The following is a 21622-nucleotide window of genomic DNA, read 5'->3' as shown; positions in this document are numbered from 1 at the left end:
GGCAACAGTGATTTCTCATGTGAGGTGTCACGCCCCGCCTGTAAAGGGGGTACCAAATGAGCAAGACCATCCATCACGAACGTCTCGCGTTACTGGAGACTATCGCCACCGAAGTACTCGGCATCGACACGCTTGAGCAGACCGGAAAGTTGACGAAGGATCTGCATGTCATCCATATCGAGGATCTCGCCCATGTGCTCGAGGCTGCCTACGATGCAGGATTGGTGGTCGGGCATCGCGTAGCCCGCGGCGGCGACGCCGGTCCGCAAACATCGCAAGAAGTTTTCTTTCCTTGAACGTCTGAACCCCAGCAGGCTCGCCCCAAACGGGGCTAAGCCTGTCAGTCAGGTCGCAGCCGGCGCGTTCGGTACGCGGGCGTTCCGCAGGTACAGCATGGTCGACAGCGCCACGGCTGCAGCCGCGGCCACCGCGGCAAACAGGAACACCGAGCCGTAGCCAAATTCACCCGCAATGTACCCGGCGAGCGGTCCGGTGATCCCCAGCGACAGGTCGAGGAACACCGAGTAAGCGGACAACGCCGCGCCGCGGCTAGCCGGCGGCACGAGGCCCACGGCTTCGACGCCCAGCGCCGGAAACACGAGCGCAAAACCAAAACCGGTCAGAGCGGCCCCAGCCAGCGCGAAATGGGGCTCGGGCGCGAGCCACAGCATCAGCAGGCCAACGCATTCGAACGAGAACGACGCAATCGCCACCCGAAAGCCGCCATACGTCTTGATGGTATTGGCGAACAACAGGCGTGCGCCGATGAAAAGCGTGCCGAACACGGTTAGTGACAACGCCGCATTCGGCCAATGCCGCGCCGCATAGAACAGTGTGATGAAGGTCGCGATCGAACCGAAGCCGGCCGAGCCGAGCGCGAGCCCGATCCCATGCGGCAGCACGCGCATGAACACGCTTCGGTACGACATCCGTTCGCCGTGCACGACCGGTACGGGCGCGATCAGCCGCGCCAGATAGTAGCCAAGCGCAGCCAGCGCGATGACCACGATACCGAGCGCCGTATAGCCGACCGTATGCGCAATCGCCACGCCGAGCGGCGCGCCGATGGCCAGCGCTCCGTAGGTAGCGATGCCGTTCCACGAGATCACGCGGGCGTTGTGCGACACGCCGACTCGCCCGATCCCCCACAGAATCGCCCCCGTCCCACACAGGCTTTCGCCGAAGCCGAGTACCAATCGGCTCAGCACCAGCAGCGCGAGGCTCACGCCGGGCCAGCGGCCGCACAGCACGGCGAGCAGCAGCATGATGCCGCTCGTGCCGCAGCCGATCAGTCCGATTGCCACGGTCCGCTTCGGGCCGAGCGTGTCCGCAGAGCGGCCAGCGAGTGCACGCGAGGCCAGCGTGGCCAGATACTGCACGCTGATCGCCGCCCCGGCGATGATCGCGCTAAAACCGAGGTCGTCGTGGACGTAGCCAGGTAGCACCGCCAGCGGAATCCCGATGGTCAGGTAGCAAATAAACGTGAAAAAGACGACCGGAATGATCTGCAGAGTGGTCGCAAATTCGCTGCGCGATGTGGCTGTGTCGGCGGACATGGGGAAAACGAGACTTGAAAACGGCGGAAAGCCGTGATTTTCCCATGGAACCGATTCCCTTGCAGGATTTGCTTAATATTTTTCGCGTCAAAAATACGGCGGCGGATCGATATAGAGGTGCGATTTTGAAGGCTGACGGGCGGCTAGGCCCGATCTAAGAACTGGCGATATGGCTGAAATAACGTATTTAGCATGAAAATACGGCAATCAACCACGCTAGATATAAGTCCGATTCGCTCAAAACCTATCTCCTTATCGTCCAAACGATATGTCCCGCATGTGCTCCTCGCTATGGGTTGCAGATATTGACGGTGATAGCGTTCGAATCATCAATGCAGCACTGTCCCCGCGGACATAGAACAATCCCCGAGTAAGAGACATGACCCAGCCGATCCGCTTCTACCACCGCAACGCGATCCGTGAGATTACGAACGCTCCCGTCACCCGCACTGTGCTTCAGTACCTGCGCGAAGATGCGCACTGCACCGGCACCAAGGAAGGGTGCGCCGAAGGCGACTGCGGCGCGTGCACGGTCGTGGTCGGCGAGCGCGACGAAGCGGGCGGTGTCAACTTCAAGGCAGTCAACGCCTGTATCCAGTTCCTGCCCACGCTCGACGGCAAGGCGCTCTTCACGGTCGAAGACCTGCGCCAGCCGGACGGGTCGCTCCATCCGGTGCAGGAAGCGATGGTCGAATGCCACGGCTCGCAGTGCGGCTTCTGCACGCCGGGTTTCGTGATGTCGATGTGGTCGCTGTACGAAAAGCACGGCCACGAACACAGCTGCGCCAACAAGACGGTGCCCTCGCGCGATGACATCAGCAACGCGCTGACCGGCAACCTGTGCCGCTGCACCGGCTACCGGCCGATCGTCGACGCAGCCGTGCGCATGTTCGAAGCTCCCGCGCCGAAGGCACCGGTCGACGTCGCCGCGCTGTCGGCTAAACTCGCCACGCTCAAGCGCGGTGAGACGTTCCATTACGAATTCGCCGGCCAGCAGTTCGACGCGCCACGCACCGTCGAAGCGCTCGCGCAGATCAAGGCCGCGCAACCGGCGACGCGCATCCTTGCCGGCAGCACCGACATCGGTCTTTGGGTCACCAAGCTGATGCGCGAACTGGGCAATATCGTCTACGTCGGCCAGATCGAAGCGCTGCGCCGCATCGAGGTGTCGAACGACTGGATCGAGATCGGCGCGGGTGTGACCGTCGAAACCGCGTACGCCGAACTCGCGAAGCACTATCCAGAACTCACGGAAATGTGGAAGCGCTTCGCCTCGCTGCCGATCCGCAATGCCGGCACGCTCGGCGGCAACATTGCAAACGGCTCGCCGATTGGTGATTCGATGCCCGGTCTGATCGCGCTGGGTGCCCACGTGGTGGTGCGCGGCGGCGAGATTGAGCGCGAGATGCCGCTCGAAGATCTGTACCTCGCGTACCAGAAGAAGGACATGGCCGAGCATGAGTTCGTGGTCGGCCTGAAGGTGCCGACCCGCACCGGCGTGCGCCAGAACCTGCAGTTCCGTACCTATAAGCTCTCCAAGCGTTTCGACTCCGACATCTCGGCGGTGTGCGCCGCGTTCTCGTTTATCGCGGATGGCGATACGATCCGCGAGCCACGCATTGCGTTCGGCGGCATGGCCGCGACCTCGAAGCGTGCGACCCACGCCGAAGCAGTGCTGCGCGACGCCGAATGGCACGAGGCCACCGCGCAGGCAGCGATGATCGCGCTCGGCAACGACTACGCGCCGCTCTCCGACATGCGCGCCACCAGCAACTACCGCCTCGACGCCGCGAAAAACACGCTTTACCGGTTCTGGCTCGAAACCCGTCCGCATAACCCGCTGCCCAAGTCTGCGCTCGACGTGCGCGCGGTCCTTGCAGCCGGCGCGAACGCCTGAACCAGTCCTACGGATACGGAGAACGACTCGAATGAATCAGCAAGCAGAACCGTTCCTGAAAGACATTCAGGACCTCGACAATTTCGCCCAGGTGCATGTCTCGCGCCCGCATGAATCCGCACATCTGCACGTGAGTGGCCGCGCCACCTATACCGACGACATCCCTGTGCTGGCCGGCACGCTGCATGCCGCGCTCGGCCTGTCGCCGAAAGCGCATGCGAAGATCGTCTCGATGTCGCTCGACAAGGTGCGCGCCACGCCGGGCGTGGTCGCCGTCTTCACGGCCGAAGATATCCCCGGCGTCAACGACGTGGGCCCGATCATCCACGGCGACGATCCGATTCTCGCTGATGGCGTGGTGCAGTATGTCGGCCAGCCGATGTTTATCGTGGTTGCGGTTTCGCACGATGTGGCCCGCCTCGCCGCACGCCGCGCCGAGGTTGTCTACGAAGAGTTGCCGGCGGTTCTCACCGCGCAGCAGGCGCGCGCCGCCAATCAATATGTGCTGCCGCCGATGAAGCTCGCGCGCGGCGAAGCCGGTGCGAAGATCGCACGTGCTGCGCACCATGACGCGGGCGAAATGCTGCTAGGCGGTCAGGAACAGTTCTATCTGGAAGGCCAGATTTCGTACGCAGTGCCGAAGGACGACGACGGCATGCACGTCTATTGTTCGACGCAGCACCCCACCGAAATGCAGCACCTGGTGGCGCACGCGCTGCACGTGCCGTCGCACAACGTGCTGATCGAATGCCGCCGGATGGGCGGCGGTTTCGGCGGCAAGGAATCGCAATCCGGCCTGTTCGCCTGCTGCGCGGCGATTGCCGCGTGGAAGCTGCTGTGTCCGGTCAAGCTGCGTCCGGACCGCGACGACGACATGATGGTCACCGGCAAGCGCCACGACTTCCACTACACCTACGAAGTCGGCTACGACGACAAGGGTGTAATCGAAGGCGTGACGGTCGACATGACCTCACGCTGCGGTTTCTCCGCTGACCTGTCCGGCCCGGTGATGACGCGCGCGCTGTGCCACTTCGACAACGCCTACTGGCTGTCCGATGTGACGATCGACGGTTTCTGCGGCAAGACCAACACGCAGTCGAACACGGCGTTCCGCGGCTTCGGCGGTCCGCAAGGCGCGTTTGCGATCGAATACATCATGGACAACGTCGCGCGTTCGCTGGGCGAGGATTCTCTCGATGTGCGCCGCCGCAATCTGTACGGCAAGACCGACCGTAACCAGACGCCGTATGGCCAGGTGGTCGAAGACAACGTGATTCACGAACTGATCGACGAACTCGAAGCCACCAGCGACTACCGTGCGCGCCGCGCCGAGATCCGCGAGTTCAATGCCAGCAACGAAGTGTTGAAGAAGGGCCTGGCGCTCACGCCGGTGAAGTTCGGCATTGCGTTCAACGTGACGCACTTCAACCAGGCCGGCGCGCTGGTGCATATCTACACGGACGGCTCGGTGCTGGTGAATCACGGCGGCACGGAGATGGGGCAGGGCCTCAACACGAAGGTCGCGCAGGTGGTCGCGCATGAACTCGGCATCAGCTTTAACCGCGTGCGCGTCACGGCGACCGACACCAGCAAGGTGGCGAACACGTCGGCTACGGCCGCTTCGACCGGCTCCGATCTGAACGGCAAGGCGGCTCAGGACGCCGCTCGCCAGTTGCGCGAGCGCCTCGCTGCGTTTGCCGCCGAGCGTTTCGGCGCCGGCGAGGTGAGCGCGGCGAGCGTGCGCTTTGGCCATGACCGCGTGAAGGTGGGCGACGCCGTGCTGCCGTTCGAAGAGATCATCGCGAAGGCCTACCTGGCCCGGGTGCAGCTCTGGTCGGACGGCTTCTACGCGACGCCGAAGCTGTACTGGGATCAGTCGAAGCTGCAGGGCCGCCCGTTCTACTACTACTCGTACGGCGCCGCGGTTTCGGAAGTCGTGATCGACACGCTCACTGGCGAAATGCGTGTGCTGCGCGCCGACGCGCTGCATGACGTGGGCGCTTCGCTGAATCCGGCGCTCGACGTCGGTCAGGTGGAAGGCGCCTTCATCCAGGGCATGGGCTGGCTGACGACGGAAGAGCTCTGGTGGAACCCAGGTGGCAAGCTGATGACGCACGCACCGTCCACGTACAAGATTCCGACGGTGAACGACACGCCGCCCATCTTTGACGTGAGGCTCTTCAAGAACCGGAATCTGGAGGACAGCATTCACCGTTCGAAGGCAACCGGCGAGCCGCCGTTGTTGCTGCCGTTCTCGGTGTTCTTCGCAGTCCGTGACGCCGTGGCGGCTGTGGGTGACTACAAGGTCAATCCGCCGCTCAACGCGCCTGCGACGAGCGAAGAGATCCTCAAGGCAGTCGTCGCCGTGCGCGCAGCAACAGCTGCCGCGCCCGCGGTCCGACAATAAGCGGAGCTAACGGGAATGCTTGCGATCAACGCACCTTCTTTCATTCAGATCGGCCGTCGCAGCAGCCATGCTGCGACGCGCCGGGCGCCGATGCATATCGTGCTGTTCGGCGCCGGCCATGTTGGGCATGCGCTGATCACGCTGCTGGGAAGTCTGCCGTGCGTCGTGCAGTGGGTGGACGAGCGCGACGAGCTGTTTCCCGATGAAGTGCCCGCCAATGTGCAGGTGGAGGCAACCGACTCGCCTGATGCGATCGTCGACAGCGCGCCCGCCGGCGCCTACTTCCTCGTGATGACGCACAATCACGCGCTCGATTTCTCGCTCGCTGCACGCATCATGCGGCGGCGCGATTTCACCTACTTCGGGATGATTGGCTCGAAGACCAAACGGGTAAAATTCGAGCGGCGTTTGATCGAGCGTGGCGTCGATCCGGAACGAATGGGGGCGATGACCTGCCCGATCGGCGTGTCCGGGATCGTCGACAAGGCGCCGACCTCGATCGCGATTGCAGTATGCGCGGAGCTGTTGCAGGTGCGTTCAAGCGAAACAGCGCGCGTGCCACGCGAACTCTGCGTCAGCGTCTGAACCCTCGTCCCCAGCGCCGGGAACTCTCTACCGCCCCGCTTCCGACGCTTCCCGCTGCACCGCAGGCGCGCGCTTCACGCGCCGCGCCTTCTGCGACACCAGTCGCTCCGACACGTCCGACATCAACGTCCGCAGCCAGCCGATATCGCTTGGCCTGTCCGGCTGCGGATGCCACAACTGATAGCACTTGATGCGTGGAAACGGAATCGGCACGTCCACGACCGCGAGCGGCAGCATGTTTGCGTAGTGCATCGCAAAGCGGCGCGTCGTGGTGAAGATCAGGTCGGACTGCAGCAGCACCTGTGGTACCAGGCCGAAGTAGGGCAGTGTCGTGACGATGCGGCGCTCGGCACGTGCCCGCGCAAAGCCGGTATCGACGGCGCCGCCCCGCGCGCCGCTATACGGCGTGGGTGCGAGATGCGGAGCGGCGAGATAGGTTTCGCGCGTCATCGGCTGCTGCGCCAGCGGATGATCGGCGCGCATCAGGCACACCACCGTATCCGAGAACAGATCGCTTTTCTCGAAGCGAGGATCGGGCTTTGGCCAGTTGCCGATCACCAGATCCAGTTCGCCGGCCTCTAGCGCGGCAGCGTGGTCGAGCGTGGGGTTCAGCGAATCGATTTCCAGACGCGCGTGCGGTGCCGCCTCGCGAAACTGTGCGATGACGGTCGGCATGAAAAAGTCGTTCAGATAGTCCGGGGCCGCGACCCGGAAGGTGCGTCGCGAGCGGCCCGGATCGAAATCTCCATGCGGGGTCGCGACAAAATCCACTTCACGCAGCACCCGTTGCGCGGACGGCAGCAACGACGCGCCGTATTCCGTCGGCACCATGCCGGATTTACCGCGTACGAGGATCGGGTCGTTCAGCGTTTCGCGCAGCCTGCGCAGCGCGGTGCTGATGGCAGGCTGGGTCTGGTTCAGGCGCTGCGCCGTCAGCGTGACGCTTCGCTCGACGAGCAGCGTACGCAGCACGCGTACGAGCCAGATATCGAGGGAGGCAGCGGTGTCGTCCATGGATCAGGTGGGCGGATCAGACTCTGTGAGTGCGCCGTTTGGAGCCCCAGCCGAAGAGCTCGCGAAGCGGGGCGCGAAGTCTATAACCTTAGGCCTGTTTGCCGTGCGCCCGCCATAGCGGGCGCGGTATGGCCGGGATCACACACCGCGAGCCCGGCAGTACCTGCGGCGAGCTCGCAAGCCTACATCCCGGAGGGCAGCGAACTGATGCGCTTCACTTCCTTCGATTCAAGCCAGTTCGGCGTGCGCGCGCTGTACAGCACCATCGGCAGGGCATCCTCTCCCCAGAACAACTGGTCGTTAAGCCAGAAGGTCGGCACGCCGAAGACACCGAGCTGGATCGCATCCGCCGTGTTGCGGCGCAGTTGCGCCTTGATCTCTTCGTCCTGGATCAACTGGGGACCGTCAGGCAGGCCAACCCGTTCGCACAGCGCGGCAAAACCTTCCTCGCTTGACGGATCGCGCCCTTCGCGCCAGATAAAGCGAAAGATCTCGCGTGCGCAATGGATGTCGGCCTTGGCGGCGACGGCGAGCAGCAGCGGTTTGGTCGAATCGAACGGATGGGCGGGCGGCATCTTGAACGGAATGCCGAGCTGATCCGCGCGAAACAGCGCGTGACGATACATGTACACGCGCTTGGTGGGCACGCCGTAGGCGGGACGCTGGCCCCAGTGCTGGTACAAATCGTTCAGTACAACCGGCGTGAAGACGAACGGAAATCCCGGCCACTTGTCATGTTGCTCGAGCAACAGATACGTAAACGGCGAGACGAAGTCGTAAAACCACAACGGTTGCCTGGCGTCGATGCCATTGGTCATAGGTGTCTCCCGGATTGCTCGGATCTGGACGGAACTCGCAGGTTTTATAAGCGTCCGCTACGCGTGTCTGCTAAACCATCCAGTCTGCTGTGATCTTACGCGGAGCCGGGGCCGAGTGCAGCGCTCGTTGCACCGGCCAGACATCTCACGCGGTCTGAGGCGGCGCAGCGGACGGCCCACCCGAAGCGCCCGGCGCGTCGGAATCGTCCTCGCCGCCGGAGGCACGCGCCGCTTCCTGCGCAGCCTCGTGCTCCTGCTGCAGCGTCAGCCGTTGGCGTACGAAGCCAATATGCTCGCGCAGCACGTAGAACTGGTCCGCATAGGCGAGCGGCATCTTCAGTCCGTTGACCGATCCCTCGATCTCGTCGAGCTTTTCGATCAACTGTTGACGCTCTTCGGGCGAGGTGTAGTTGAGCGCGCCGCGTTCGAGGGCGATCAGCGCGCCATACCAGCGGTAGATTCGTGACTTGACCCGCCATGCGTACAGCGCCGGCACCAGCCGCAGCGCCGGCACCAGCAACACGATCAGCGGCACCACGACGACCAGCAGGCGGTCGGCCAGACTCGCGATCCAGAACGGCAGTATCCGGTACAGGAAGCTTTTGCCGGACTTGTAGTAGCGCGCGGCGTCGTCGCTGATCGGGAAGTCGTGCGCGAGCGGTGCCGGGAATTCCCCCGCACGCTGCATGACGTTAGCGCGGCCGTGCACTTCGCGGGCCGCTTCGATCAGCAGATCGGATAGCGCCGGGTGCAACGAGTCGCGCGCCACCAGTTCCTCGGTCGGCGCGACCATCTGGATCGGCGCCGGCGGCAGGTTCTTGCCGAGGTCGAAGGCGCCCATCGGCAGATGGATCTCCGTCAGGTAAGGAAAGCGCCGCGCATACGCTTCAGCCTGCGTGAAATTGTAGAACTGCACATTAGGTGTGCGATACAGCTTGCCCATCACCGGCGGTTGCGCGGAATCGCCCGTCAGGAAGGCCGCGTCGATCTGACCGGAGACCAGCGCCTGGGCGGCGTCGTCGCCAGACAGCGGCAGCAGGGTGGTGGGGCCGCCCGGCTCGATGCCGTTCGCCTTCAGCAGGGCCAGCGCCAGTTCGCGCGTACCGCTGCCCTCGGCGCCGATCGCGAGGCGCAAGCCCTTGAATTCCGACAGCCGCGTGGCGGTGCGGCCGTGATAGAAGATCGCGAGCGGCACGTAGGCCACGCTGCCGAGCGACATCAGCCCGTCAGGCACCGGTCCGGGGGCGACACCGTCCTGCACGAAACCCACGTCGACCTTGCTGTCCGGATTGGCGAGGCGCATGAGGTTCTGGGCCGAACCCTCGGAGGTCAGGACGTTGAGGGTGATGCCGTTGCGCGCGAGGATGGTCTTGTACTTCTGCGCGGCATTCCAGAACGAACTGCCCTTGGGACCGGCGGTGATGGTCAGCGTGTGGGGCGGCGCGGGCTGGATCAGGCGCACGGCTACCCAGATGGCGACGGCGGCGATCAACACAATCGGACCGAACGACACCGCGAGATCGCGCCAGGAGATGGCCACGAAACGGGCGACCAGGCGGGGCGGTTTGCGGCCGGAGGAAGACTTCATGGGCTGACGTGAGGGCTACGGATCGTTCGATGAATGCGGTGGCTATAGGCACGCAGGGGGCACGCAGGGCACGTGGCGGCTCGCGGCAAAGCCCGCTGCGGCATGTTCGCGCCGATGGTACATGAGATTGTCGCGGCTTCGGCGCATGAGCGGTGGGGATGGGCTGACAAACCCGTAACAAAACGTGAGATGCGCGTGAGATGCGCGTGAGATGCGCGTGAAACTTGCGTTAACTGCCATTGAATCTCGCTCGAGATAGCGGCAAAACCCGCATAACACCGGCCTGCAACCGGCACGCAATTGACGTAAAACCCAGGAGAAACCCACCTGAAATGGGGTCCACGATGCCTCCGAACCTTACGCGCCGGGCCGCGGACCTTCGCTAAACCCTTTGCGCTTCTCGCGCGCGTAGATTAAATTGTGCATCGCTGCCGCGTTTCAACGTTTGCGCAGCGCGACCCGGCGCGACAAAGTAGAACCGGGCGCGTTGGCGGACCTCACGGCATGCTGGCTTGTGCATCGCGATGCGATCGCCGGGCCGGCCACTCTCGCCTCTCGCAACTCCGTGTCGAAGCCCAATCGGCCGTGGCCCAGCCGTGCCTTGTCGCGCGCTGTCATGGCAGTCCGGAGTCGTAACGAAGCCGCTTGGTAGATGCGGTCATAACCGAAGTAAAAGGAGAAATCATGAAATCGGTCGATTTTCTGAAGGCGCTGGGTGGTGTGGTGGCGGTGGTGATAGCGTGCAACACGTATGCGCAATCAAGCGATGCAATGGCTGCGTCGGGCGCGATGGCTGCCCCGAGTGCCAAGGCCGTCAAGAAAGAAAACCGCACACTGGGCCGCAAAGTGCGCAGCGCGCTCGCCAAGGCTCAGGGTATCGACGTGTCGAGCATCTCTGTGCGCGCTCGTGGCGGCGCAGTGACGCTGACGGGTTCGGTGCCTGACCAAGGCCAGATCGACAAGGCTGGTGACGTCGCCAAGGGTGTCGACGGCGTGACCTCGGTGTCGAACAAGCTGACGGTGGTGCTGCCGAACTGATGGAGGCCGCGGGCGTGATCGCCGCGGCCGGATGATCGGCCGTGGCTCGCGCGCCGTTGCAAGCGGCGCCGGCCTGCAGGCCCGTGAGGCTCCTGCAGGTTCGGCCTGCACAGGTTTCCTGATGATGACCAGCGCCTGAGCGCGTCGCGCTCGGCTATACCCAGAACGGGCCCCGATGAATCGCCGGGGCCCGTTCTGCTTTTGGCGAGGCGATGCGCCGTGGGTAGCGCGGCATGGCGTTCCGGTGCTGGCCGACGCGAGCTATATCCGTCGTGCGCTGTGACACACAAATTTCGCTGGTTGAAGCGTACTGTTGAGGTTGGGAGCCGGCCTGCACCCGGAACACACCCGGAGCGAACCAAAATGGACGCTATGCTTCAGCGCTACACGGACCTGCCAATCGGCGAACGGGCAGCCTTTGAACTGGTGTGCGCACGGCACGGCTTCGCGCCGGCGCATTTTGAAATCACCGGGTCAGCCGATCCGGACGACGTTGCTCATCACCGGCGCCTCGTGACCGTGCGGCGCGGCGGCTGGGCGCAGTCGTATCGCGTCGATGACGCCGGCCATTGGGTGCGCCAGTTCGAAACCGATCTGACCTGCCGGTTCTTCAAGTAGAAGTCGAGCGGCAGCGGTGAACCGGCGTTTGCCCGGGTGTACCGGGCATATACGGCGAGGTAAGGCGAGGGTCTTCGCAGAGCCCTCTGCTGGTGGCGTGCGTCAGGAAAGCACCAGCCTTACGCCCACCAGCGTCAGCGTGGCGGCGAGGACATTGCGCAGCAGCGCATCCGGCGCTCGAGCAGACAGATAGCTGCCGATCGCGATACCAGGCAGCGAACCCACGAGTAGCGACAGCAGCATCGACCAGTCGATCGAGCCGAGCAGCCAATGCCCGGCACCGGCGAGCAGCGTGAGCGGCACGGCATGCGCGATGTCCGAGCCGACGATCCGCGTAGTGGGCAGGCGCGGATACAGCAGCAACAGCACCGTGACACCGATCGCCCCGGCGCCCACCGAGGTCAATGACACCAGAACCCCCAGCACCGCCCCGGTCAGCACGGTCAAACCGAGCGTGCGGCCTTGCGTGAGTGAGCTCTGGCGGCCTGCGCCGAGTTTCGCCAGTTGCGGCCTGAACACCAGCGCCACCGAGGTAATCAGCAACGCCGCACCGAGCACGATCTGGATCAGCCGGCTCGCGCCCGGCGTGTCCATGCCGTAGCGGTGCAGGAGGATCAAGGTGACGGTTGCGGCGGGGACGCTGCCGGCGGCGAGCCGGGTTGTCACCTGCCAGTCCACCGAACCCTTCAGGCCGTGCACGAGTGTGCCGGTTGCCTTGGTGGCGGCTGCGTAGAGCAGATCGGTGCCCACCGCGGTAGCGGGATGGACCTTGAACAGCAGGACCAGGATCGGCGTCATCAGCGAGCCGCCGCCGACGCCGGTCAGCCCGACGAGAAAGCCGACAAACAGGCCGGAAAAGGAATACAGCAGTTCGATATGCGGGAGTGACATGGAGCGGACCGCTGGCGGCCGTGTGGGGTTGCGAACCGCATCCGAACGCCGGCGCGCCTCACGGCAAACGTGGACGCGGCGGCGCGAACTGGCGCGGCAAAGGCGCTATTGTCGCAAAACTGGAACGCGAGCGTGTCGGGTGCGTGAACGCTCAGAGCGCGCGGCGAATCTCGACCACGCCGAATACCGCCAGCGCCATCCCCACGCCGCGATCGATCCACCTCCGCAGTTTGCTGCCGAGGGCATGACGGGCCAGCGTAACGGCCGTGACGAGGCAACACCACCATGCAATCGAACCGCAGAACACACCAGATACTGTTGTCAGCGCAACGGTCGTCGAGAACGGGCCGCGTGGCGCAAGCGTCGTGAATAGCGCGGCGAACATGATGACGGTCTGTGGGTTTGTCAGCGTGAGAAGCAGTGCGCTCGCATAGGCTCGCGCCGTGCCGGCGTAGCTGTTGCGGGCGGAGCTGCCGTCGTTTGCGGCGTCAGCGGGCGTTTTCTGCAGCAGCGCGCGCATTCCGAGGTAAAGCAGGAACAGGCCGGCGGCGAAATGCAGTGGCCGGTCGTAGGCGAGCATGAAGTGCGATAACCCGACCAGTCCGAGTGCCGCGACGAGACCATAGACGGCATCGCCGCTGGCGATTCCAATGCCGATGGCGAGTCCCGCTTGCGGGCCTTCGGTGAGCGTGCGACGGATGCACAGCATGCCCATCGGTCCGACGGGTGCCGCAACCGCCAATCCGACGCCCGCAGCGGTGAAGAACAGAGCGGTACTCGACATATGAGTTCCTTGCTGGTTGACCAGAAACTAAAACGGCGAGCCGCGGGGACTTTCGTCCCCGGCTCGCCGTAAGCAGCGCTGCACCGTTAGGTGCGGCGCATGCCGGCGTTGATTAGCTCAAGCTTAATGCTTCTTCGTTGTCGACGACGAAGCGGGCGCTACCCGAATGGGCGGCGAGCCTGACGGCAGGGTGGTGGGCGTCGGCTTTTTGGCCTGCTTCGGTTTCTTGACTTCGCGATTGCTGCGCATCTGACCTTTTGCCATGACAGGACTCCCTTTTGCGTGTGTGCTCGTCGAAATTGTTCGAGCCTCCACTCAGTGTGCGCTGAATTGCGCGCGCTGTCGCGCAACATTTGCGCCGGCTGGGTGCCGTCGTTTCAGACAGGAAGCCACCCGCGCTGGCTGTTGCGCTCAGGCGACGCAAAACAGGTGATATAACGCACTTTATTTAGCGTTATTTCGCCTCTAACGCGTGTGAATATCATCCATCCGCCAAATGTCTGAAATCGCCGATTGATCTTTGTGCACCGGCAGATCATATTGCGCTAAACCTGCTGACCTGTAAGCAGGATCTGCCTGTTATCGCAACGTAGGTAGCGGTTCGGACAATGCTTAGTGATATAACCTCCGATCAGCGCGATTCGACACAGTGCCGGCACTGTGGTGTGACACTAGCCACCAATCTGCTGTCCTGTCCGTCTTGCGGGGCCAATCAGCTCGATCCGCTCGGCTGGTATTCGCCGTCTGCCGCTTCTGCCAGCGTCCGTCTTCCCCCTCCCGCTTCCTCGATCGCGCCGCAACTGGCGGCGCCTGCGGCGTGGAACACGCCGGCGGGTGTGGAGGACGACCGGTTTCACGCCAAATATGATCCGTGGTGTGCGCCCAGGCGATCTCCGTTTGTCTGGGTCATAGCGGGACTTGTGGTGTTGTTCCTCGTGGCGGCGGTGGCCGGATATGTTGCCTTGCGGCCCAGTAGCCCGGTGGTTGCCGTGGTGCCAAAGGCGGTGTCCGGCACGGTGTTGACGCAGCAGGCCGTGCCGCGTACCGCGGTTCCTGCGCCGCCCGCGGCGAGTTCTGTGGTGACGACGGCGCCGTCTGCGCCTGCGTCCCTTGCGGCGAAGCCCGCTTCGCCCGCGACGCTCGTAGCGAAGCCCCCTGCTTCTGTGCCGCTTGCAGCGAGGCCGGCAATGCCTGCGCCGCTCGCAGTAAATCCTTCGCTTGCGGCTAATCCCTCTGCCTCCGTGCCGCTTGCAGCTAAATCGAATGCTCCCGCGTCACTCGCGACGAAACCCGCTGCGTCCGCAACGCTCGCAGCCAAACCCGCCGCGCCCGCGTCGCTTGCGTCAAAACTGCCTGAAGCCGAGACTGCCGCACCTAAAGCAGCGGCTCCGAAGCCGGCGTCTCAGTTCGCGAACTTGCCGCCTGCGGTAGCGCCGAGTCGGACCATCACTCAGGCTGCGGTCTCACCGGCTCCGGTTGCGCAGAATCCGGCTGCGCACGTCGCAACGGCACAGAGTTCGGCCGCCCGAAGCGCAGCCGTGCAGAGTTCAACGGCACCGCGCCCGATTGCGCAAACGCCTCCCGTGTCGAAGCCTGCCTCGTCCACATCTGCCATTGCAACCGCCTCCAGGCCATCGACCGTCGTGCCCAAGCCGGCGCAAAAGACACTGGCCGCGGCGCCGCATCCCGCGACGTCGTCAACGCCTGACGTCAAGCGCGATGCCATCACGAAGTCCAATGTCAATGGCAAGCCAGATCAGGTGCGTCCAGAGGTAACGAGGAATCTTCAGATCGCTCGGGCGATGCTGCAAAAGGACAACCTGAGCGCAGCCGAGTCGCATCTCTCAGCCGCCCTCGCTACGCAACCGAAGAATCAGGAGGCGCTCGATATGCGCACGGATCTGACCGGCCGCGAACAGCAGCGCGACGCCGCGCTCGATGTCGCTCGGGGCTGTATGTATATGGAGCGTTGGAACTGTGCCTGGCACAACGCCGGCAACGCTCTGGTCGTCGATTCGGGTAGCGCGGAGGCGAAGAGCATCATCGCGCAGGCCATGAATGAGGCGCAGCCGCCCGCGAAATCAGCGGCGACCCCGCCGCAGCCTATCCAGTCGCATGAGCCGCCCGACCACCATTGAGCGCGGGCTGCTGGCGCGATGGTTCGAGCCGGGCGGATGCGGACGTAAGCGAAACCCCGCGCCCGACAACGACGCGAGACAATTTCCATCGCAGCAGCTAAGCGAAGTCCGACGGACCAGGTTCTGGCACACCCGGCGGCGTGTCGGTATCGCCAATCAAGCCGGCGCTCGCATTGCCTTTATTCTTCTCTTTCTCCTCGGGCTCATCCGCTGGCTTTTCGGGCAGCGGCTGATCTAGGCCAGGTTCGACAGGCGTTGGGAGGGCGTCGCCAATGGGTCTCGAAACGTCAATCGGAGGGCCATCAGCGGGCTGCTTCGTGTCCTTCTCTACATCGGGAGAATGGCTCGTCACGTGGATCTCCGGGCAGGAATGGGGATAGTTTACAAGCCAGCAATCCCCGTACCACTTCCTCTCCTAAACCTGCCAGCCCAGACTGACATCGACCTGCCCAGGCATGCGCAAACACCCACGCAGACCCGCTTATTGGGAATTCGAAGCAACCTGCAGTTCACCCCACATCACGAGGATTTTCTGAATGCTGCGCGCGTAAGCGTCGCGCAGCTTCGGCGATTCCGAGTGGTACGCGCCGATCGCGCGCCATGTGTTGCCGTACTTGACCATCTTCTGCTTCAGCAGCCACGCGGCCACGTAGACGTTCACGCAAGGATCGGTGAGCGCGCGATGGGGCACCCCCTCGCGGGCCAGGTCGCCGAAGTGGATGGAATTGATCTGCAGCTGGCCGACATCGATCGAGCCGTTCGCGTTGCGGTTGATCGCGCTCGCGTCGCCTTTCGATTCGAACCAGGCGACCGCGCGCAGCACGGACGGGTTGACGCCCTGATACGCGGCGGCCTGATTGAAGCAGTCTTCCTGCGCGTGCACTGCGCCGCACAACAGCGAAACGGCGAGTGCTGCGTACGCATGCCGCAGCAGGTTGTGGCGGGAGCGGCGGCGCAGTGGCGCCGCGGCGATAGGTAAATGGTTGGACAACACGGGTCATGCCTCCGCGTGCTTGCGATACGTAATGAAGCCCGGTGTTAAGTGGGCGTTCGCGGTTGAACAGGAATTGCGCGACTTACGGGACTTGCGAGACTTAGCGAAATTGCGGGAACTGCACGAACGACGGGAATTACGTGGGTTGCTACGACTGTGGGTAGTAGGGCGTTATTTGGCCAGGGCGAGATCGAGTTGCTTTTCGATGTTGCCGAGGTACGCGTGCGATGCATCCGACACAACCATGTGCGGGACCGGCGCGATGCTCTTGCGGTCCGGTATGCGGATTTTCTTTTTCCGCTGCTGCGAGAGTTTGGGCTGCGGATCGTCTTCGTCGTCGCTGTTCGGCGGCAGCATCGCCAGGGTCGGCAACGGCGGATAGACCTTGTCTGATGCGGCGGGTGCGCCTGGCATGAAGAGCGCGCTCGCAGCGGCGGGTGGCGCTGCGCTGGCGGGCTGGCCCGCAAACGCGGATGTCGCCAGCAGCAGACTCGTTGCCATTACGGATAGGCGATACATAAACCCAGCTTCCTTATGGCGTTGGCTTGATCGACACGCTGTACGGCTGGTTCGCGCCTGCCGTCAGGTTGTCGAGATTCAGTTTCACCGCATGTTGCGCGGGCACGCCTCGCCAGATGGCCTGGTTGAGGTACGGCAAGTCCTGCCCGAGCGCGGTCACGAGAATCGTCGTCGGCTGTTTCTGTGCCGCCGCCAGCGTGCCCACTTTGGCGAGCACGGCGGTCAGTTGCGGATCGCGAGCGCCGAGCGCATCCGGCGGGATCGTGAAATTCATGATATCGGTCGAGACAGGCGCCTTCTCTGGCTGCGTGGCGGTAACCGGGGGCACTTGCGCGCATCCGGCCAAAGCGAGAAGGGCCACGAAAATCAGTAGCGGCTTCACAAGATGCTCCCTCAAGTGGCATTGACGCTATAAACGCGTTTTCGGCAGCCTGGGCGGTGAACTTGATATGCAATTCGCAAACGTTTGGCAAAAAAGAAAACGTGACTCAATAATGAGGGCCAGGCGTGCGTCTATGGCTTCGCAGTGCGCGTCCGGAAGTGAAGTTGCCCTGCCTGTTAAACAGGCAGGAAAGCTGCTTTTTGTCGGATGAAAGGCGGTGGGCGCGGAATAACAAAGATCAGACAAGAACCGTCGCTCCGGACGTTACGACGGCGGAGCGTAACGGTTCGATCCATCCTCGGAGCGAAAAAGATATGAGCGGTAAGGTCAAGGAGCTTGCAGCACAGCTCATCAGAAACTTCAACGATGCCGAACTGGGTGCGGAGGTTCGGCCGCCACTGTATGAAACGCTGTGTACGCGTCTCGCGATGGGTACGGCGGCGCAGAAACTCGGCGCGTCGATCGATATCGTGGCCCCGGGCAAACGCTCGTGTCCCTATCATTTTCATTACGCGCAGGAAGAGATGTTTGTGATTCTCGAGGGCGAGGGCACGCTACGGGTGGCAGGAGAAATGTTGCCGATCCGCGGTGGCGATGTCATTTTCATTCCGCCGGGTCCTCAGTACCCGCATCAGATCATCAACTCGTCTGCCGCACCCTTGAAATACCTTTCGATCAGCACGCGCGACGATCCGGAAGTAGTCGAGTATCCCGACTCCGGCAAGTACCAGGCAATAGTGCGCGGCGCGGGAGCGAGCCGCGCGTTCGTCGGCATTCAACGCAAGGAAAATTCGCTCGATTACTGGGACTCCGAGCCCTGAGCCCTGAGCCCTGAGCCCTGAGCCCTGAGCGTGGAGCGAACTGAACGCGCAGCGAGCGAGTTGGAGCAGTTAGAGCGCGAGCAGGATTATGCGAGCGCACCGCGGTATTTTGGAGGCAGCGACGCGCCCCGAAGATTGCAGATAGAATGCGGCCTCCGCGCGATCCAGGCGGTTGATCTCGATCTTGCGCGAAGGAGTGCGGTTGTGAATCCCAGCCATACCGTCAGAAAAGCACGGCCTACCGATCTCCCGATGGTCTACAAGGGTGAGCTGAACTACATCCAGACGATCGAACCCGAGCACGAGCAGCGTTGGAAAGATGCGATGCATGCGCATCTGCGGCAGTGGACCGGTGCGCTCGAGCGCATGTCCGTCGTCGAGCAGGATGGCGTGCCGGTTGGATACTGCTTCTGGGAGATCATCGACGGTGCGGCGTGTCTCGCATCGATCCACGTGGTGCCCGAATTGCGGCAACGCGGACTGGGCCGGCTGCTCCTCGATCACTACATGAACGACGCGCGCACGCAGGGCTTTGCGAAACTGACGTTAAGCGTGTTCCGCGGCAATGCGGCCCAGTTTCTGTATGAGTCAGCCGGATTTCAATGCGTAAGGAAGGGCGAGGAGTACCTCGACTACGTCTATCCGGATGTCACGGCGTCAACCGAGGACTAGAATAGGGACCCCGCGTTAAGGAAACCATCCATGTCCCTCTCGCAAGAAGCCAATCCTCTACTCGAAGAATGGCAAACACCGTACGGCTTACCTCCGTTCGACCGCATTCTCCCCGAGCATTTTCCCGCCGCCTTCGACGCCGCGATGCTTCAGCACAAGCGCGAAATCGAAGCCATTGCCACGGCCGCGCAGGCCCCCACCTTTGAGAACACCGTAGCCGCGCTCGACGCGTGCGGCCAATTGCTACTCCGCGTCGAACTGGTGTTCGACAATCTCTCGTCGAGCGAAACCTCGCCCGCGTTGCAGGCCATTGAGCTTGAGTATTCGCCGCGTCTGGCGGTGCATGCAAGCGCGATTTACCAGAACGAAGGTTTGTTCACGCGACTGCACGCTCTTTACGAGCGGCGCAGCAGTCTCGGCTTGTCGACCGAGCAACAGCGCCTGCTCGAACGCTTTCATCTGGACTTCGAGCGCGCAGGCGCCAAGCTCGGCAAAGACGACAAGGCCCGCTTCGCTGCGATTGCCGAAGAACTGGCGATACTTACCACGCAATTTTCCCAGAACGTGCTCGCCGATGAGTCGTCGTTCGCCTTGACGGTTGCAGATGACGAGCTCGCTGGCTTGCCATCGTTCGTGCTTGCCGCCGCATCGCAGGCGGCGCGTGAGCGCGGGTTGCCCGAGGGCGCTCACGTCATCACGCTGTCGCCTTCGCTTGCCGAGCCGTTCCTGACGTTTTCCGAGCGCCGTGATCTGCGCGAACAGGTCTGGCATGCACGTCGCCAACGCGGTGCCTATGCGGGCGATCACGATAACCGCCCGTTGACTGCGAAGATCGTTGCGCTGCGGCAGGAGCAGGCCGCGCTGCTCGGTTACGCGACGTTTGCCGACTACAAGCTGGCCGATCGCATGGCGCCTTCGGTGGCGGCTGTGGATGAACTGCTGCAGCGTGCGTGGAAGCCTGCTATCGCCAAGGCGCAGCATGATCGCGAACAACTGACGGCGCTGGCTACTGAACTGGGGCAGCCGACACCGATTGCCGCGTGGGACTGGCGTTATCTGTCCGAGAAGGTGCGGCAGAAAAGCTTTGCCATCGACGATGCCCAGGTCAAGCCATATTTCTCGCTCGATGCAATGCAGGCTGCGATGTTCGATTGCGCGTCGCGGCTCTTTGGCGTGCGCTTCCAGGAACGCCACGGCATCCCGCTCTATCATCCCGATGTCCGCCTGTGGGAAGTGACGGACTCCGAAGGAAAGATGATCGGCGTGTTCATCGGCGACAACTTCGCGCGGCAGACCAAGCGAAGCGGCGCGTGGATGAGCATCCTGCGCTCCCAGTCGGGCCGCAACGGCGGTACGCTGCCGATCGTGCTGAACAACAACAACTTCGCGAAGGGCTCGCCGACGCTGCTCGGCTTCGACGACATCCGCACGCTGTTTCACGAGTTTGGACACGGCCTGCATGGACTGCTGTCGAACGTGCAGTATGAGCGGCTCGCGGGCACGCGAGTACTCGCGGACTTCGTGGAACTGCCGTCGCAACTGTTCGAGAACTGGGCCCAGGAGCGCGAGGTGCTATTGCGTCACGCCCGGCACGTTGAAACCGGTGAACCAATTCCCGCGGAACTGCTTGAGCGTCTGCAGGCTGCGAGCCGCTTCAACCAGGCCTTCACGACCGTGCAGTATGTTGGCCCGGCGTTGATGGACATGGCCTTGCATGCGCGGACCGATACCACGCCGGTGGATATCACGCAGTTCGAAGCGGAGCAGGCTGAAAAGCTCGGCATTCCTGAAGATATCGGCATGCGTCACTATCTGCCTCATTTCAAGCACCTGTTTTCCGGGGACCAGTACGCGGCGGGCTACTACGTCTATATGTGGGCCGAGGTGCTCGAGGCCGACGGCTACGCGGCGTTCGAAGAGACGGGCGATCCGTTCGATCGCGCGACTGCGGAGCGTTTGCTGAAGTGGATCTACAGCGTGGGCAATTCGATCGATCCGGGTACAGCGTTCAGGACGTTCCGTGGGCGCGAGCCGGCGGTCGAGCCGATGCTGGAAAAGCGTGGTCTGCTCGACGCGGCTGTGCCGGGTTGATCTGTCGAGTGGCGAACCCTTCGCCACTCGCTCACTTACTCAACTCCTCACTCACCACGGGTTCGCCCCGCTCGAATCGAAGAACCCGCCGGTGGGTCCATCTTCCGGTAGCAATGCAAGACGAATCGCTTCGGCCGCGCCTTGTTCAATGGTTTGATAGCCGCGATGCTGATTGAGATCGGTCGCGGTAAAGCCGGGGTTCGCGGAATTGACCTTGATCGGCGTGTCGCGGAGTTCGGCGGCGAGTTGCACTGTGAGCATGTTCAGCGCGGCCTTGGATGCGTTGTAGCCCAGAAACTTGACGCTCGCAAACTCCCAGGCGGGATCGCCATTCAACGTGATCGAACCGAGCCCGCTGGACACGTTGACGATGCGCCCGGCTTCCGACTTTCGCACAAGCGGTAGCATGGCCTGCGTAACCGCAAGCGTGCCGAAGAAGTTGGTCTCGAAGACGCGCCGTACGGTATCGATATCCGCTTTGGTCGGCGGACCGTCGCCTGCAACGGCGATGCCCGCATTGTTCACAAGCACGTCGAGCTTGCCGGCATGCTTTTCGATCCACGCGGCCGCGTCCCGCAGAGTCTCGGGGCGGCCGAGATCGAGTTCGATGAATTGCACATCCAAACCCTCTTCCTTCAACTGCGCAGCGGCTGCGCCGCCCAGTTTGGCGTTGCGTGCGCCGAGCAGCACGCGCATGCCTTTGCGCGCCAGCGTCCCCACGATTTCCAGTCCGATTCCCTTGTTGGCGCCTGTGACCAGCGCGATTTGTGACGATGAACTTTGCATTGCGATCCGTCCGTACTTGAAGA

Annotated in this window: 22 protein-coding genes; 10 read left to right on the top strand and 12 right to left on the bottom strand. The window is 63.1% G+C overall.

All coding sequences use genetic code 11. The annotated features are described in order from the left end of the window. Positions 1-56: 56 nt before the first annotated feature. Positions 57-296 (top strand): DUF6900 domain-containing protein, encoded by a 240-nt coding sequence (locus P3T20_RS07050; protein ID WP_429286523.1) that lies wholly within the window; start codon positions 57-59, stop codon positions 294-296. 48 nt (positions 297-344) lie between these two features. On the opposite strand, the gene P3T20_RS07045 is transcribed toward P3T20_RS07050, so the two are convergent. Then, positions 345-1556 (bottom strand): MFS transporter, encoded by a 1212-nt coding sequence (locus tag P3T20_RS07045; protein ID WP_429286522.1) that lies wholly within the window; start codon positions 1554-1556, stop codon positions 345-347. Positions 1557-1935: 379 nt separating this feature from the next. Here P3T20_RS07045 and xdhA point away from each other — a divergent pair, with 379 nt between their 5' ends. From xdhA to xdhC, 3 genes are read left to right on the top strand one after another with little or no spacing between them, the layout of a single operon-like run. Further along, positions 1936-3453, top strand: coding sequence for a xanthine dehydrogenase small subunit (gene xdhA / locus P3T20_RS07040; RefSeq protein WP_429286521.1), 1518 nt, complete (start codon positions 1936-1938; stop codon positions 3451-3453). A 31-nt stretch (positions 3454-3484) separates the two neighbouring features. After that, positions 3485-5860, top strand: coding sequence for a xanthine dehydrogenase molybdopterin binding subunit (gene xdhB, locus P3T20_RS07035; protein ID WP_429286520.1), 2376 nt, complete (start codon positions 3485-3487; stop codon positions 5858-5860). 15 nt (positions 5861-5875) lie between these two features. Next, complete coding sequence (gene xdhC / locus P3T20_RS07030; protein ID WP_429286519.1) at positions 5876-6445, top strand: xanthine dehydrogenase accessory protein XdhC; 570 nt, start codon at positions 5876-5878, stop codon at positions 6443-6445. Between the two features lie 27 nt (positions 6446-6472). Here the strand turns inward: xdhC and P3T20_RS07025 are convergent, their stop codons facing one another. The 3 genes from P3T20_RS07025 to P3T20_RS07015 form a co-directional block, all read right to left on the bottom strand. Then, positions 6473-7459, bottom strand: coding sequence for a LysR substrate-binding domain-containing protein (locus tag P3T20_RS07025; protein WP_429286518.1), 987 nt, complete (start codon positions 7457-7459; stop codon positions 6473-6475). 182 nt (positions 7460-7641) lie between these two features. Next, a complete protein-coding gene (locus tag P3T20_RS07020; protein ID WP_074265762.1) occupies positions 7642-8277 on the bottom strand; it encodes a 2-hydroxychromene-2-carboxylate isomerase in 636 nt (211 codons plus the stop codon). Between the two features lie 145 nt (positions 8278-8422). Beyond that, complete coding sequence (locus P3T20_RS07015) at positions 8423-9865, bottom strand: TAXI family TRAP transporter solute-binding subunit (protein WP_429286517.1); 1443 nt, start codon at positions 9863-9865, stop codon at positions 8423-8425. Positions 9866-10549: 684 nt separating this feature from the next. On the opposite strand from P3T20_RS07015, the gene P3T20_RS07010 reads away from it, so the two are divergent. Beyond that, on the top strand, positions 10550-10903 hold the full coding sequence (locus tag P3T20_RS07010; protein WP_074265760.1) for a BON domain-containing protein: 354 nt from the start codon (positions 10550-10552) through the stop codon (positions 10901-10903). 363 nt (positions 10904-11266) lie between these two features. Then, positions 11267-11521, top strand: a complete 255-nt coding sequence (locus tag P3T20_RS07005; protein WP_074265759.1) for a hypothetical protein — start codon at positions 11267-11269, stop codon at positions 11519-11521. 102 nt (positions 11522-11623) lie between these two features. Here P3T20_RS07005 and P3T20_RS07000 read toward each other — a convergent pair whose 3' ends face one another. The 3 genes from P3T20_RS07000 to P3T20_RS06990 form a co-directional block, all read right to left on the bottom strand. Then, on the bottom strand, positions 11624-12412 hold the full coding sequence (locus P3T20_RS07000; protein WP_074265758.1) for a sulfite exporter TauE/SafE family protein: 789 nt from the start codon (positions 12410-12412) through the stop codon (positions 11624-11626). Positions 12413-12563: 151 nt separating this feature from the next. Continuing rightward, positions 12564-13196, bottom strand: a complete 633-nt coding sequence (locus P3T20_RS06995; protein WP_429286516.1) for a LysE family translocator — start codon at positions 13194-13196, stop codon at positions 12564-12566. 123 nt (positions 13197-13319) lie between these two features. Then, entirely contained in the window at positions 13320-13460 is a 141-nt protein-coding gene (locus P3T20_RS06990; RefSeq protein WP_166660659.1) for a hypothetical protein, read from the bottom strand. Between the two features lie 401 nt (positions 13461-13861). On the opposite strand from P3T20_RS06990, the gene P3T20_RS06985 reads away from it, so the two are divergent. Next, the gene (locus P3T20_RS06985; RefSeq protein ID WP_429286515.1) at positions 13862-15334 is read left to right on the top strand and encodes a hypothetical protein; all 1473 of its coding nucleotides are present in this window, start codon (positions 13862-13864) and stop codon (positions 15332-15334) included. Between the two features lie 97 nt (positions 15335-15431). On the opposite strand, the gene P3T20_RS06980 is transcribed toward P3T20_RS06985, so the two are convergent. The 4 genes from P3T20_RS06980 to P3T20_RS06965 all read right to left on the bottom strand — a co-directional run bounded on the left by P3T20_RS06980 (position 15432) and on the right by P3T20_RS06965 (position 17229). After that, positions 15432-15686, bottom strand: coding sequence for a hypothetical protein (locus tag P3T20_RS06980; protein ID WP_429286514.1), 255 nt, complete (start codon positions 15684-15686; stop codon positions 15432-15434). A gap of 129 nt (positions 15687-15815) precedes the next feature. After that, on the bottom strand, positions 15816-16325 hold the full coding sequence (locus P3T20_RS06975; protein ID WP_429286674.1) for a lytic transglycosylase domain-containing protein: 510 nt from the start codon (positions 16323-16325) through the stop codon (positions 15816-15818). Between the two features lie 174 nt (positions 16326-16499). Then, positions 16500-16847 (bottom strand): hypothetical protein, encoded by a 348-nt coding sequence (locus P3T20_RS06970; protein ID WP_429286513.1) that lies wholly within the window; start codon positions 16845-16847, stop codon positions 16500-16502. A 13-nt stretch (positions 16848-16860) separates the two neighbouring features. Further along, positions 16861-17229 carry a hypothetical protein gene (locus tag P3T20_RS06965; protein ID WP_429286512.1) on the bottom strand — a complete coding sequence of 123 codons (369 nt, stop codon included), beginning with the start codon at positions 17227-17229 and terminating at the stop codon, positions 16861-16863. 314 nt (positions 17230-17543) lie between these two features. On the opposite strand from P3T20_RS06965, the gene P3T20_RS06960 reads away from it, so the two are divergent. The 3 genes from P3T20_RS06960 to P3T20_RS06950 all read left to right on the top strand — a co-directional run bounded on the left by P3T20_RS06960 (position 17544) and on the right by P3T20_RS06950 (position 20813). Further along, positions 17544-18050: a cupin domain-containing protein gene (locus P3T20_RS06960; RefSeq protein ID WP_074265752.1), complete on the top strand. Its 507-nt coding sequence runs from the start codon at positions 17544-17546 to the stop codon at positions 18048-18050. Positions 18051-18254: 204 nt separating this feature from the next. Next, on the top strand, positions 18255-18722 hold the full coding sequence (locus P3T20_RS06955) for an N-acetyltransferase family protein (RefSeq protein WP_429286511.1): 468 nt from the start codon (positions 18255-18257) through the stop codon (positions 18720-18722). A 30-nt stretch (positions 18723-18752) separates the two neighbouring features. Beyond that, the gene (locus P3T20_RS06950; protein WP_429286510.1) at positions 18753-20813 is read left to right on the top strand and encodes a M3 family metallopeptidase; all 2061 of its coding nucleotides are present in this window, start codon (positions 18753-18755) and stop codon (positions 20811-20813) included. A 51-nt stretch (positions 20814-20864) separates the two neighbouring features. Here the strand turns inward: P3T20_RS06950 and P3T20_RS06945 are convergent, their stop codons facing one another. Continuing rightward, positions 20865-21599, bottom strand: a complete 735-nt coding sequence (locus tag P3T20_RS06945; RefSeq protein ID WP_429286509.1) for an SDR family oxidoreductase — start codon at positions 21597-21599, stop codon at positions 20865-20867. Positions 21600-21622 lie beyond the last annotated feature (23 nt).

Source organism: Paraburkholderia sp. GAS206C (genome assembly GCF_050435645.1).
Lineage (GTDB): Bacteria > Pseudomonadota > Gammaproteobacteria > Burkholderiales > Burkholderiaceae > Paraburkholderia > Paraburkholderia phenazinium_B.
Note: the sequence above shows the minus strand (reverse complement) of the source record. Positions and strands in the feature narration are given on the sequence as shown.

Coding starts and splice junctions, on each gene's coding strand:
- P3T20_RS06950 (WP_429286510.1), top strand. CDS start 18,753: ATGTCCCTCTCGCAAGAAGCCAATCCTCTACTCGAAGAATGGCAAACA.
- P3T20_RS07025 (WP_429286518.1), bottom strand. CDS start 7,459: ATGGACGACACCGCTGCCTCCCTCGATATCTGGCTCGTACGCGTGCTG.
- xdhC (WP_429286519.1), top strand. CDS start 5,876: ATGCTTGCGATCAACGCACCTTCTTTCATTCAGATCGGCCGTCGCAGC.
- P3T20_RS06990 (WP_166660659.1), bottom strand. CDS start 13,460: ATGGCAAAAGGTCAGATGCGCAGCAATCGCGAAGTCAAGAAACCGAAG.
- xdhB (WP_429286520.1), top strand. CDS start 3,485: ATGAATCAGCAAGCAGAACCGTTCCTGAAAGACATTCAGGACCTCGAC.
- P3T20_RS06945 (WP_429286509.1), bottom strand. CDS start 21,599: ATGCAAAGTTCATCGTCACAAATCGCGCTGGTCACAGGCGCCAACAAG.
- P3T20_RS06970 (WP_429286513.1), bottom strand. CDS start 16,847: ATGTATCGCCTATCCGTAATGGCAACGAGTCTGCTGCTGGCGACATCC.
- P3T20_RS07020 (WP_074265762.1), bottom strand. CDS start 8,277: ATGACCAATGGCATCGACGCCAGGCAACCGTTGTGGTTTTACGACTTC.
- P3T20_RS07045 (WP_429286522.1), bottom strand. CDS start 1,556: ATGTCCGCCGACACAGCCACATCGCGCAGCGAATTTGCGACCACTCTG.
- P3T20_RS07000 (WP_074265758.1), bottom strand. CDS start 12,412: ATGTCACTCCCGCATATCGAACTGCTGTATTCCTTTTCCGGCCTGTTT.
- P3T20_RS07050 (WP_429286523.1), top strand. CDS start 57: ATGAGCAAGACCATCCATCACGAACGTCTCGCGTTACTGGAGACTATC.
- P3T20_RS07010 (WP_074265760.1), top strand. CDS start 10,550: ATGAAATCGGTCGATTTTCTGAAGGCGCTGGGTGGTGTGGTGGCGGTG.
- xdhA (WP_429286521.1), top strand. CDS start 1,936: ATGACCCAGCCGATCCGCTTCTACCACCGCAACGCGATCCGTGAGATT.
- P3T20_RS07015 (WP_429286517.1), bottom strand. CDS start 9,865: ATGAAGTCTTCCTCCGGCCGCAAACCGCCCCGCCTGGTCGCCCGTTTC.
- P3T20_RS06960 (WP_074265752.1), top strand. CDS start 17,544: ATGAGCGGTAAGGTCAAGGAGCTTGCAGCACAGCTCATCAGAAACTTC.
- P3T20_RS06995 (WP_429286516.1), bottom strand. CDS start 13,196: ATGTCGAGTACCGCTCTGTTCTTCACCGCTGCGGGCGTCGGATTGGCG.
- P3T20_RS07005 (WP_074265759.1), top strand. CDS start 11,267: ATGGACGCTATGCTTCAGCGCTACACGGACCTGCCAATCGGCGAACGG.